At 68.1% G+C, this 11,486-nt stretch carries 12 protein-coding genes and 3 pseudogenes; 10 read left to right on the top strand and 5 right to left on the bottom strand.

Annotated features, from left to right (window positions below; all coding sequences use genetic code 11):
• Positions 1-157 (top strand): aspartate ammonia-lyase (locus tag AB0E85_RS38825; protein ID WP_361937481.1); only part of this gene is annotated, 157 nt, incomplete at its 5' end.
• Positions 158-183: 26 nt separating this feature from the next.
• The gene (locus AB0E85_RS38820) at positions 184-918 is read left to right on the top strand and encodes an SDR family NAD(P)-dependent oxidoreductase (RefSeq protein WP_361937480.1); all 735 of its coding nucleotides are present in this window, start codon (positions 184-186) and stop codon (positions 916-918) included.
• A gap of 451 nt (positions 919-1,369) precedes the next feature.
• On the opposite strand, the gene solA is transcribed toward AB0E85_RS38820, so the two are convergent.
• From solA to AB0E85_RS38795, 5 genes and pseudogenes are all read right to left on the bottom strand, one after another.
• Complete coding sequence (gene solA / locus AB0E85_RS38815) at positions 1,370-2,515, bottom strand: N-methyl-L-tryptophan oxidase (protein WP_361937479.1); 1,146 nt, start codon at positions 2,513-2,515, stop codon at positions 1,370-1,372.
• A 34-nt stretch (positions 2,516-2,549) separates the two neighbouring features.
• The gene (locus tag AB0E85_RS38810; protein WP_361937478.1) at positions 2,550-3,953 is read right to left on the bottom strand and encodes an FAD-dependent oxidoreductase; all 1,404 of its coding nucleotides are present in this window, start codon (positions 3,951-3,953) and stop codon (positions 2,550-2,552) included.
• A gap of 46 nt (positions 3,954-3,999) precedes the next feature.
• A pseudogene (locus tag AB0E85_RS38805) lies at positions 4,000-4,128 on the bottom strand (SDR family oxidoreductase); the annotation flags it as partial.
• A gap of 109 nt (positions 4,129-4,237) precedes the next feature.
• A complete protein-coding gene (locus tag AB0E85_RS38800; protein ID WP_361937477.1) occupies positions 4,238-4,723 on the bottom strand; it encodes a RidA family protein in 486 nt (161 codons plus the stop codon).
• 55 nt (positions 4,724-4,778) lie between these two features.
• Positions 4,779-5,459 (bottom strand): haloacid dehalogenase type II, encoded by a 681-nt coding sequence (locus AB0E85_RS38795; RefSeq protein WP_361937476.1) that lies wholly within the window; start codon positions 5,457-5,459, stop codon positions 4,779-4,781.
• Between the two features lie 176 nt (positions 5,460-5,635).
• Here AB0E85_RS38795 and AB0E85_RS38790 point away from each other — a divergent pair, with 176 nt between their 5' ends.
• The 8 genes and pseudogenes from AB0E85_RS38790 to AB0E85_RS38755 all read left to right on the top strand — a co-directional run.
• On the top strand, positions 5,636-6,322 hold the full coding sequence (locus AB0E85_RS38790) for a GntR family transcriptional regulator (RefSeq protein WP_361937475.1): 687 nt from the start codon (positions 5,636-5,638) through the stop codon (positions 6,320-6,322).
• 417 nt (positions 6,323-6,739) lie between these two features.
• A complete protein-coding gene (locus AB0E85_RS38785; protein ID WP_361937474.1) occupies positions 6,740-6,949 on the top strand; it encodes a DUF2180 family protein in 210 nt (69 codons plus the stop codon).
• A 608-nt stretch (positions 6,950-7,557) separates the two neighbouring features.
• Positions 7,558-8,043, top strand: coding sequence for a RidA family protein (locus AB0E85_RS38780; protein WP_361937473.1), 486 nt, complete (start codon positions 7,558-7,560; stop codon positions 8,041-8,043).
• A gap of 145 nt (positions 8,044-8,188) precedes the next feature.
• On the top strand, positions 8,189-9,295 hold the full coding sequence (locus AB0E85_RS38775; protein WP_361937472.1) for an alanine racemase: 1,107 nt from the start codon (positions 8,189-8,191) through the stop codon (positions 9,293-9,295).
• A 72-nt stretch (positions 9,296-9,367) separates the two neighbouring features.
• Complete coding sequence (locus AB0E85_RS38770) at positions 9,368-10,102, top strand: SDR family NAD(P)-dependent oxidoreductase (protein WP_361937471.1); 735 nt, start codon at positions 9,368-9,370, stop codon at positions 10,100-10,102.
• Positions 10,103-10,436: 334 nt separating this feature from the next.
• Positions 10,437-10,790: a cupin domain-containing protein gene (locus AB0E85_RS38765; RefSeq protein WP_361937470.1), complete on the top strand. Its 354-nt coding sequence runs from the start codon at positions 10,437-10,439 to the stop codon at positions 10,788-10,790.
• A gap of 219 nt (positions 10,791-11,009) precedes the next feature.
• A pseudogene (locus AB0E85_RS38760) lies at positions 11,010-11,140 on the top strand (IS110 family transposase); the annotation flags it as partial.
• Between the two features lie 67 nt (positions 11,141-11,207).
• Positions 11,208-11,486: pseudogene (locus tag AB0E85_RS38755) on the top strand (ABC transporter substrate-binding protein); the annotation flags it as partial.

Raw genomic sequence — 11,486 nt, 5'->3', positions numbered from 1 at the left:
CGGCTACACGGCCGCGACCGATATCGCCAAGGAGGCCCTGGCCACCGGCCGGGGCGTGGCCGAACTCGTCCTGGAGAAGGGCCTGCTCCCCGCCGCGACCCTCGCCCAGTTGCTCCGCCCGGAGGTCGTCGCCGGCAGCCGCCAGGTACTGCCCTGACCCTCCGCGACTGAAGAGGAACGATCATGAGACTGCACAAGGTGAACGCCGTGATCACCGGCGCATCGAGCGGCATCGGTCAGGCGGTGGCCTCCCACTTCCGCCGCGAAGGCGCCAACCTGTTGCTCACCGGACGGCGCCCCGAGCTGCCCGAGAGCCGTCCGGACGATCTCTACCTAGGGGGCGACCTCAACGACGAGGCCTTCGTCTCCGACCTCGCCGCCAGGGCGGAGGATCACTTCGGGGAGGTGGGCGTGGTCGTTCTCTGCCACGGACTTCAGAAGTCCGCCCCGCTCGCGGAGACGACCGCCGAGGACGCACGTGACCTGCTCCACGGCAACCTGCTGAGCGCCTTCCTGGTCATGAAGCACCTGATGCCGCTGGCCCCGGAGTCCGGAGCGTCGATGGTGTGCGTCAGCTCTCGCCTCGGCATGGTCGGCATGCCGAACCAGACCCTGTACTCCGCAGCCAAGGGCGGCCTCATCGCGCTGGCCCGCGGTGCTGCCGTCGAGTGGGCGCCCCGCAACATCCGCGTCAATGTCGTGGCGCCCGGTCTGACCATGACGCCGATCATCGAGGCCTCGTTCCGACGACGCCCCGACCCGGCTGCCTACCAGCGGGTCAGGGAGGAGTCCATCCCACTCCGCAGGCTCGCGACACCCGAAGAGGTCGCCGACGCGGTTCTCTTCCTCGCCTGCCCGGAGTCGTCGTACGTCACCGGTGCCGTCCTGCCGGTGGACGGAGGCTACACGGCGTTCTGAGCAGGTTGCCTCACAGGGGTTGCCGCGTCCGCGTAAGGGAGACTTCGGTGACAGCATGCGCAGCGCTGTGATCTTCGATCCGGCTGTGTCTCTCGCGAACCTTCTCGGCCGGACGGCACGGGGCCCCTGGCGGGAGGCATGCAGTTTCGTCGCGGGATACGAGCGGGCCCGGCCGATCAAGGACGCCGAACTCCCGCTCCTGCCTGTCGCCGCGCTCCCACGCACTCACCCTTCGTGCGCTGGTCACCCAGTGGCGCGCGGAACGGGTGCCGGAGCGTCGCGAGGTCGGACAGGTGATCGTCCCGACGGTGGAGCACCACGACGTCCCGGCCGCCGGCCGGTTGCCGGCCGACCTGATCGCGCAGGCCGGAGCCTCCGCCCGGGGGCCCCTGCGCCACGGAACAGGCCGCGCCGGCCTTCTGATCCGGACCCCGAGCGTGAGGCACGGACACTAACTGGTCTTGAAGCGCCCCGGACGCACGAAGTCCAGGCCGTCGACGGTCTGCTTGCCGAGCGCCTCGTGTGCGGCGATGTGGCCGTAGCCGGTCGCCATCTTGAAGCCCTTCCCGGAGAATCCGGTGGCGCAGTAGATCCTGCTGTTCTCGTCCAGCCAGCCGACGAGGGGATGCCTGTCCGCGGTGAAGAGGTCGGGGAAGGCGTCGGAGCGCGCGATGCTGGGGATCAGGCCGGGGAAGAACTCCGTGACGATCTCGGTGACCTTCTCCGTCTCTTCCCGGGTGAGTTCCCTGGGCACGGCGCCCGGGTCGGGGGTCGTCCTGGCGCGCCCGGACAGCGGTCCGTCTATCGACGCCTTGACCGTCACGCCGTCGACGGCCGGCCCGCCGTACAGGGAGCGATCGCCGTACAGCCGGCTGAAGATGGGGAAGTTCTCCGGCGAGAACTGCCTGCCGTCCCGGGCGACGAACCAGGTAAGGACGATCCGATGGGTTTCCGTGACGGCCTTGAGGTGATCGGGCATGAGCCTTCGGGACCAGCCGCCCGAGGCGACGATGACCTTCCCGAACGTCCAGCTTCTGTCGCCCGAGGTGACGACCACGCCGTGGTCGGTCTCGGTGATGCTGTCCACGGGTGTGTTCTGAAGGACGGTGGCGCCGTTCGCCTGGGCCGCCGCGACGGCGGCACTGACGGCGCGGTCGGTACGCAGCACGCCGGCGCGGGGGTCGTAGACGGCGCAGTCGTCGGGGCGGAGGTTGTGCTGGGGATAGCGCTCCGCCAACTCCTCCCGGTCGAGGACGCTGTGCTCGGCACCGTTGCTGCGCGTCGTGTCGAGGAGGCTGTTGATGAAGCTGCCGTTCGCCGTGCCGATGGACAGGCCCCCGGTAGGGGTGAGGATCTCCTGCCCGGTCTCCGCTTCGAGCTCGGCCCACAGGCCTCGGGAGCGTTCGATGATGGGGTAGTACTCGGGCCTGCCGAGGTAGATCATGCGGAACAGGCGGGTGTCCCCGCCCACGGCGCTGCGGCCGTGGGCGGGGGTGGCGGCCTCGAAGCCCACCACCGAATCGGACAGCCGGGAGGCCTGCCACAGGGCCATGCTTCCGATGCTGCCCAGGCCGATGACGGCGAGTTGTGCGTCCATGAGAGCGGGTTCCTTGTCGTCTGCTCGTGTTCGTCTACTCGTGCAGTCCGGCGAGGCGGCTGCCGAATCGGGCCAGTAGCGAGGTCGTGCCGGCCCCCCTGCGCTCTTCCCACCGGTCGGCGATACCGAAGAGCCGGTACATGGCGTGGACACCCAGCCAGCGGAAGGGCTCCGGTTCCCACTTCCGCGCCCGGTAGCCCACCCAGGGAAGGGTGGTCCGTTCGGTTTCCTTCTCGAAGGCGAGCTCCACGAGAGTCCTGCCGCCGACATAGGCCGCCGTGACACCGTGTCCCGCGTAGCCGGTGGACGATCCGACCCCGGACACCGGGTCCCAGTGCACGCCGCCGTTCCAGTCCCGTGTGACGCCCAGGACTCCCGACCAGGCGTGTTCCACCTCGAAGGGAATGCCGGGGAAGAAGGAACTGAGCTTGTGCGAGATCAGGTCGATGGTGGACTGGGCGGTCGCACCGGCTCCACCCGTACCGGACCCGAAGCGGTAGGGAACACCACGGCCCCCCATGGCGATACGGCCGTCCGACGTCCGCTGGGAGTAGATGAACGTGTGCGCGGAGTCGTTGAGGCACTGCGGCCCGTCCCAGCCGATCTGCTGCCAGGCCTCCTCCGGCAGGGGCTTGGTCACGATCATCGAGGAATTGACGGGGATCAGGCTCCGGCGGCCGAGCAGCGTTCCCGAATAGCCCTCGGTGCAGATGAACGTCTTCGCCGCGGTGACGCGTCCGCCGGCCAGGGTGAGGGTCCTGCCCTCGACACTGTCCACGCGGCTGCTCTCGTAGATCGTCACCCCCATGGAGGTCAGGGTGTCGGCGAGGCCGTAGACGAGTTTCGCGGGGTGGATCCGCGCGCAGTGCTTGTAGAACAGCCCACCGTGGACGGTGGAGATGTCGATCTGTGACTGGAATTCGTCCCGGTCGAGCAGGTGGACCTCGTCGTCGGTGAGCCCGTACTTCAGTTCGGCGTCGCGCCTGGTGGCAAGGCGGCCCAGCCCTGCCCGAGTGTGGGCGGCGACGAGTGCGCCACCCTTGTGCTGATCGGCGTCGATGCCCTCGGCCCGGAGGATGTCCAGGACCGCGTCGACACCGGCGATGAATTCCTGTTGAAGCGCCCGGCTCGCCTCCAGCCCACCGCCGACGCGGGCGAAGGTGGCACGGTTGCCCGGCGGCATGGCCGAGAGCCAGCCACCGTTGCGCCCGGAGGCGCCGTAGCCGACCTGTTCGGCCTCGAAGACGGCGACCGAGAGCGACGGTTCGAGCTTCTTGGCGAAGTACGCCGCCCACAGTCCGGTGTAGCCGCCGCCGACAATGGCCACGTCGACGGAGTCCTGGCCGGTGAAACGGGGGAACGAGGGCTTCTTGTCAGCCAGTTGGGCCACCCAGAAGCCGAGCTCTCCGTTTCGGGGTGGCGCCGCGAGGGCGTTCATGGTGTGTGTCCTTCATCTGTCTTGGGAACCGCGTGGGCCACTGCTGGAAGGCGGTGTGGCCGCCGTCAACGGGGCGGGTTGCCCCTGTGATGTACGAGGACTCCGACGACGCGAGGAGCAGGACGGCGTCGGCGATCTCCTCGGGAGTGGCACGGCGCCGGAGCGGGATCTGCCCCTCGCGTCGGCCGGCAGGATCTGCACCGGGGTGTCGATCGTGCCGGCCGAGGGTGTCGAGTGCCTGTCGAAGCCGGGCCACCGCCGCGCTGCTCATGAGTGGCTCTCCGCTAGACAGCGGTGCAGACGACCTGGATCTCGACAGGGGTGTTGACGGGTAGCCCGACGACACCGATCGCGGTGCGGGCGTGCCGTCCGTTCTCGCCCAGTACCTCGATGAGCAGTTCACTGGCCGCGTTGGCGACCTGCGACTGCTCACCGAAGTCCGGCGTGCTGGCCACGAAGACCAGCATCTGCACGATCCTGACCCGGTCCAGATCGCCCACCGCCTGCACAGCGGCAGCAAGGCAGTTGAGTACGGCATGGCGTGCGAGCTCCTGCGCGGTCTCCAGCTCGACGTCCCGGCCGACCACGCCCTGCCCCAGCAGCTCGCCGTCCTTGAAGGGGAGTTGGCCGGAGAGGTGGATGCTGGAACCCACCGTCCGGTGGGGCACGAGATACGTGGTGCCGGCGAGGACGGACAGCTTCAGACCCAGGGCCTGGAGTCTTGCTGATGCCGAGTCACCCTTGACGGTCTGAGGCAGGGGCTGAGTCATGCCGCCACCGTCTTGCTGTGGATCATTTCCTCAACTCTCCGCTCAGGCTCAGGCGTCAGGGGCGCGGCAGACCGAAGAGGACGGGGAGGTCGGCGATGTCGGTGATCCGCTCGTAGCCGAGCCAGTGCTCGTCGTGCTCGAAGCCGCGGTCGACGTACACCTTGTTCTTGATGCCCATGATGGCCGCGGGTCGGTGGTCGTACATGGGGCTCGCGGAGACGTGGACGATCTCGTCGGGGGTGACGTCGAGCTTGTCAAACATGTACTCGAACGCGCTGAGTCGCGGCTTGTAGACGCCCATCTCCTCGGCGCTGATGATGACCTCGAAGGGGGCCTTGAGGTTCTCGGCGAGGCGTACGGCGTGCGCGGTGTCGCTGTTGGTGATGATGACCAGCGGGACCGCCTCGGCCAGGCGGTTCAGCGCCTCGGTGACACCGGGGTACGGGCCCCAGGTGGGGACGCGCTCGTACACCGCCCGCGCCTCGTCCTCGCGGAACTCGAGACCGACCTTGCGCGAGGCGCGTTCCATGGAGCGGGCGACGATCTGGTGGAACGGCTGGTAGGCGCCCGTGCACTCGTCGATCCGGTATGCCTTGCAGATCCGCAGGTACTCGTCGGCAATCTCGGCCGGCAGCCGGTCGCCCAGGACCTCACGCATCGCGTCGTTGATGCTGAACTTGATCAGCGTGCCGTTCATGTCGAACGTCGCGAACTTGGGCTTGAAGTCGAATCCCACTGGGTCCTCCAGGTGTTTCAGTGGAACAGCCTTGCTTTGGTCGATTGTCGACCATCTAGTTCGTCGATTGTCGACCGAATGCGTCCGAGCTGTCAATAGAGGGAGCTCCCTGCCGGGTGACCGGTATAGTCGACAAACGACCAAGTGATCGACAGGTATCGAGGGAAGGCGACGGGGTGGACCACAAGTTCGAGTGGCAGGAGCAGCGGATGACGACGCCGGACGGCGTCTACCGCACGCTGCGTGCCGCCATCCTCGACGGCACCGTACCTCCTGGTGGCCAGCTGCGTGAGGCGCACATCGCGGCGGATCTCGGCATCAGCCGGTCCCCGCTGCGCGAGGCGCTGACCAAGCTGGAGGAGGAAGGGCTCGTCGTCAAGATCCCCTACCGCGGGGCGTTCGTCGTAGAGGTGACCGCTCGTGAGGTCGCCGAGATCGACTCGGTCCGGCTGCGGGTCGAGCCGTACGCCGCCGAGCTCTCGGCCGAAGCGCTGCGCGGTCCTGAGCGGCCTCAGTTGCTGCAAACAGTCGAGGATCTGCGCCGGGCCATGAAGAAGGACGACATCCCGGCCAGCATCGACGCGCACCTTCGCTTCCACAGGCTCTTCTACGATCTCTCCGGGCACGGCGTGCTACAGAGCCTCTGGAACGGCTGGGAGACCAAGCTGCGTCTCCACCTCAGCGTCGATCACCGCACCTACAGCGACGATCCGCAGCAACTGGTCGTCGAGCATGAGCGGTTGGCAGCGGTTGCCCTGGAGGGCGACACCGACGCGTTCCGCCAGGAACTGGCGGCCCACTTCCCCATGGGGCTGGGAGCTCAGCCAGGAGACCCGGGGAAACGCAAGCCAGGGCAAGTGTGAGCCCGTTCCTCCTTGCGTGCGGTCGCGAGGGCCGGTCCGTCCTTCCCCGACTGAGGCAGTGGGTGGCGGCGCATCCTCGTCCGGGCGAGGCGAAAGCGCCGTCCACGACCTGGCGCACCTGCGGCATCGCACGGACTTGATCGCCTTCTTCGGCGGCGCTGTCCGCATCGTTCTGACGTTCAGCGGGTGATTCTCGTGCCGCCGGCTCGCTGAACAGCGAACGCTGACCGGTGGTCAGGCCGAGCCATCGCACCACATCGCACCCTGGCCACACGACCGCGAACGGGTCTCAGTATTGACAAAGTCTAAACTTAGTCCTACTTTTCAAGCTCCTTGAGTAGGTGTGCGTGGCCTGGGTGGGTTTGTTCGTGTCTGGTTGGCCACCGCGCCTGGCCCCCGCTGAAATCGGAGTTGAACATGAGGTGCTACGACTGCCTCCAGGAGGCGCGCAGCGACACCACCGGCATCGGTGTGTGCTCGCGCTGCGGCCTGGCCACCTGCGAGAACCACGCCCGCGTACGTCAGGCGCAGGTCACCCGCCAGCTCGGCATGGGCGCCACGTACGGCCGTATCCCGGCACGCAGGGTGGTGTGCCACACCTGCGACACGGCCGAGACGACGCACTGACCCGGATGGTGCGCTTATCGCATCATCGGTTGCCGAATGGGCGCCGACCGCCCGAGCAATCCTTGTCGGCCCGCCCGGACTCCGCCCCGAATCGCTGGTGCGGTGTCCGGGCCTTTTTCGCGCCCACGGTCCGCGCGCCCCGCTGGAAGCGCGACCGCTGACGGCCGGATGACCTCGGCGAACACAAGGGCGGATCGGTCACCCGGTACGAGGCCGGGACCACCCGGTGGGAACCTGCTTCTACGCGCTCGGGCCTGTCTCCAGGGCCCTGCCTCGCCACCCTTCCCCGTGCCGGAGCGGCTCGATCATCCGCGGCAGCCACTTGGGAATCGGCTGCCGTCAGTGATCGCCCCGGACGGGTGTGCCGCGCATGGGCGTGATGTTGCACTGCCACATCCGTGGTTGAAGTACGTATTGACAGTGCTCGACGGGCGGCCATATGGTCGACAAACGACAATAGGGTGGTGATTATAGGCCACCATACGGCGTTATGTCGCCGCTGTTACTCGCGAGGAGAACCGAGTGCAGATGATCAAGACTCTTGAGAAGCGGATCCCCGTGGCCGACCGCATGGGTAAGTGCCCTGCTCCGTCCGCGGAGGTAGCCCGATGAGCCAGTCCGTGACGTCGGCAGCGGACACCAGCTCGGCTTCCGAGCGGCTCCAGGCCCTGGGCCTGGCCCTGCCCGAGCTGCGTGACAACCCGTACTACGTGCACCACCGGAGTGTGGATTCCAGCATCTACATTTCGGGTCAACTGCCGTACAAGGACGGTTGGCTGCTGAGACAGGGCATCGTCGGCCGGGATGTCGAGCTGGAGACCGCGCAGGAGCTCGCACGCCATGCCGCGCTCAACGCGCTCGCTGCCGCTGTGCAGGCGGTGGGCGATCTGGACCGGGTCAGGATCGTGCAGATGCTGGTCTTCGTGGCCAGCACGCCGGACTTCGGTGAGCAGTCGCAGGTCGCCAACGCGGCCAGTGAACTGCTCATCGAGGTCCTGGGCGAGAACGGACGGCACGCCCGCACCGCGATCGGTGTCGCCGGGCTGCCGCTCAAGAGTCCCGTCGAGATTCAGATGGTCTGCACGGCGGCGTGAGCCGGGCCGACGGCGGCGTGAGCCGGGCCGACGGCGGCGGTGTACGCAAGCGCGCGGTACCGAGGACCGCACGCGTTCGGCATCCAGAGGGAGTCAGCACCCGCGCCCCTCGATCATTCCAGGCAGAACCACAAGGGAGGGCAGCGTGAACCGGCTGCAACAGGCACTCGACGCTCTGGCCGGGCGGATCGACACCCCCGCGCCGATCGTCCTGGTCGACGTCATGCAGGGCAACATCGACCGCGTACAGAGCTTCGCCGACCAGCACAACCTCAAGGTCAGGCCCCACGTCAAGACGCACAAGTGCGTGGAGATCGGGCGACGCCAGATCGAGGCCGGCGCTGTCGGGATCACCGCGGGAAACGTCGGTGAGGCCGAGGTCTTCGCCGCGGCCGGCTTCGACGACATCTTCCTCGCCTACCCGATCTGGGCCGCGGGATCGAAGAAGCCCCGGATCCGCCGGCTCGCCGAGTCCGCCCGGCTGCGGGTCGGTGTCGACAACGTGGCGGCGATCGATGCCCTCGCCGACGCGATGGGGGACGAACCGGACCGGCTGCAGGTCGTGATCGAGATCGACTGCGGCGCCCGTCGTTCCGGGGCTCCGCCCGAGCATGCGGGCGATCTCGCGCTCGCCGCCCGCAAGCGCGGTCTGGTGCCGGCGGGCGTCTTCACCTATCCCGGTCACGGCGGCGCCGACCAGGACGCCCGCCGGCGCGCCGCGCAGGACCAGGAAGCCGCGCTCACCACCGCGGTACGCAGCCTCGAAGGCGTCGGGGTCACCGCAGAGGTGGTCAGCGCCGGCTCCACCCCGACCCTCGAGTTCTCCACCAGCAGCGTGATCACCGAGATCCGTCCCGGCGAGTACGTCTTCGGCGACCTGAACAACGCCCGGCTGGGCTCCTGCACGGAGGACCAGATCGCGCTGTTCGTCGCCGGCACCGTGGTCAGTGACTGGGTCCCCGGCCAGGTCATCGTCGATGTGGGCAACAAGGTCCTCAGCAAGGAAGGAAGCCCCGAGATCGGCTACGGCGGCATCGCCGGCACGAAGGCGGTCCTGTCCAAGGTCAACGAGTACCACGGGTTCCTCCCGCTTCCGGACGGCGAGTTCCGCCCCAGCGTCGGCAGCGTCGTCCCCGTGGTGCCGAACCACGTGTGCCCGGTCGTCCTCGGTTTCGAGGAACTGATCGTCACCGACAGCACGGGCACGTCGCTGGAGCGGTGGCCGGTCGACGCCCGCGGATTCCTCAACTGACCGGCGCCGGGGACGGGGCCCTCGTACCCGAGCCCGCCACCCGGCCGACCCCCCCGCAAAGGAGTGCCTGACATGAGACTCAACAACGTCACGGCCTTGGTGACCGGTGCCAGCAGTGGCATCGGGGAAGCCGTGAGTTCCCACTTCCGCCGCGAGGGCGCGCGACTGCTGCTCACCGGCCGCAGGGAGCGGCTCGACAGCGCCGAGCCCGACGACCTGTACGTTCCCGGAGACCTCAACGACGAGGCGTTCGTCGAGCACCTGGCCAAGCAGGCCGCCGAGTCCTTCGGCACCGTCGACGTCGTCGTCCTCAACCACGGCTTGCAGGCGACCAGTCCGCTCACCGAGATGGCCTGCGACGACGCGAAGAACGTGCTCGAGAGCAACCTGCTCAGCGCGTTCCTGGTGATGAAGCACTTCGCGCCGCTGATGCCCGAGACAGGGGGATCGTTCGTCTGCGTCAGTTCCCGGCTGGGCATGGTCGGCATGGCCGGGCAGGTCCTGTATTCCGCCGCCAAGGGCGGCCTCATCATGCTCGCCAAGGGCGCGGCGATCGAATGGGCCCCGCGCAACATCCGCGTCAACGTCGTCGCTCCGGGCCTGACCGTCACTCCGGTCATCGAAGCGGCGTTCCAGCGCAGGGACGACCCCGAGGCCTACCGCCGCCAGCGCGAGAGCACCATCCCGCTCCAACGCCTCGCAACCCCTGAAGAGGTCGCCGACGCGGTGCTCTTCTTCGCGTCCTCGGAGTCGTCGTACGTGACCGGATCGGTCCTGACCGTCGACGGCGGCTACACCGCCGGCTGAGCCCCCTGCCGGCCATCACCATCAGCAAGGAGCTGAGAAACCCGTTCTCCGTCGCTCCTTCTGCCTCGGGCGTCCGCCGATTGCGGCATGAACTGCCGAACAAGCGTCGAGCGCGTGCCCCCTTCGCCGTCCCCACCCGAACGGCCACACCCTCACTGCGCCCGTGCCGACAACCGCATCCGAACCACCCGGCCACCTCGGCACCAGCCACGATGCCTCGTCGGCCTCCGCACACCGGGAACGGGTGCCCCCGAGCGTGTGTCGGATGCCGCGCGGCAGCATCTCGTCGACCGTGGCCGCGGCCACCCATCTCTCAAGCTCCAAAAGGAAAGACATGTCGCTCCTGAAGGCCATCGACACCAACCCCTCCGTCGCGCCGCGAGAGTCCGGCCCCCTCCCGGAACGCCTGATTTCAGGCAACCCCGCCTTCAAGACCTGGGCCCAGGACGTCGCCCGTGGGGAGTCGATCCACACCGGCGTCTGGGAAGCGACACCCGGCGAGATCCGCTCGATCAAGGGCGAGACCTTCGAGTTCTGCCACATCCTCTCCGGCGTCGTCGAACTCACACCCGAAGGAGGCGAGCCGGTGATCTACAAGGCCGGCGACAGCTTCGTCATGAAGCCGGGCTACGTCGGCGTCTGGAAGACCATCGAAACCGTGCGCAAGATCTACGTGACCGTGACGTGATGCCGATGCCCGGCCCTGATCGCCTTCCGGGTCTACGCGACGCCACCTGCTGAGCAACGTCGCCGCGGCCGATGATCCGCTCGGCCCGTCCCTCACCCGCAGGCCAGGATCTGCTCCATCCCTCACCAGAGCCCTCATGCTCCGGCTCTGCTGAGGGCCACCCTCACTCCGCTGGTCACCCCCTGTCCCGGCTCCGGTTTCCACCCCCACTCACCCGGTCACCCAGCCGACATCGCCCCGGCGACAAGGTCGTCGGGGACTTCGATCCACGGCGAACACGCGCCCCCGGACGGCGATCGGCAAGGCAAGCGGCCGATGTTCTGTCCGCGTTCCCCGCCCTGAACGATCCCCCCCCCGCATGCGAGGTAAAGCCCCCGCACAGCTGGTCCCACGCGTCCCCAGATGAGGAGTATTGCCATGAGTAATGCCCAGATCGGTCGTAGAGCGCTCCTGCGCGGAGCAGGCGGCCTGGCCGCCCTAGCCGCTCTTCCCTCCCTCTCCGCATGCGGTACCGGTACCAGCCGGACCAGCGCCGGCAGTGGGGGTAAGGGCGGCAAGACGGTGGTCGTCCGTGACAGTGGCGGTTCCTATGGTGCTGCGTTGCAGAAGGCGATCTACACGCCGTTCACGCAGGAGACCGGCATCCAGGTGAAGGTGTTGAACCTGGACGACGCGCCGCTGCTGGCGCAGATCAAG

This window comes from Streptomyces sp. NPDC029044, from assembly GCF_040637495.1.
In the GTDB taxonomy this organism is placed as follows: domain Bacteria; phylum Actinomycetota; class Actinomycetes; order Streptomycetales; family Streptomycetaceae; genus Streptomyces.
This window is presented reverse-complemented; position numbering and strand designations above follow the sequence as displayed.

Coding starts and splice junctions, on each gene's coding strand:
- AB0E85_RS38820 (WP_361937480.1), top strand. CDS start 184: ATGAGACTGCACAAGGTGAACGCCGTGATCACCGGCGCATCGAGCGGC.
- solA (WP_361937479.1), bottom strand. CDS start 2,515: ATGGACGCACAACTCGCCGTCATCGGCCTGGGCAGCATCGGAAGCATG.
- AB0E85_RS38810 (WP_361937478.1), bottom strand. CDS start 3,953: ATGAACGCCCTCGCGGCGCCACCCCGAAACGGAGAGCTCGGCTTCTGG.
- AB0E85_RS38800 (WP_361937477.1), bottom strand. CDS start 4,723: ATGACTCAGCCCCTGCCTCAGACCGTCAAGGGTGACTCGGCATCAGCA.
- AB0E85_RS38785 (WP_361937474.1), top strand. CDS start 6,740: ATGAGGTGCTACGACTGCCTCCAGGAGGCGCGCAGCGACACCACCGGC.
- AB0E85_RS38780 (WP_361937473.1), top strand. CDS start 7,558: ATGAGCCAGTCCGTGACGTCGGCAGCGGACACCAGCTCGGCTTCCGAG.
- AB0E85_RS38770 (WP_361937471.1), top strand. CDS start 9,368: ATGAGACTCAACAACGTCACGGCCTTGGTGACCGGTGCCAGCAGTGGC.
- AB0E85_RS38765 (WP_361937470.1), top strand. CDS start 10,437: ATGTCGCTCCTGAAGGCCATCGACACCAACCCCTCCGTCGCGCCGCGA.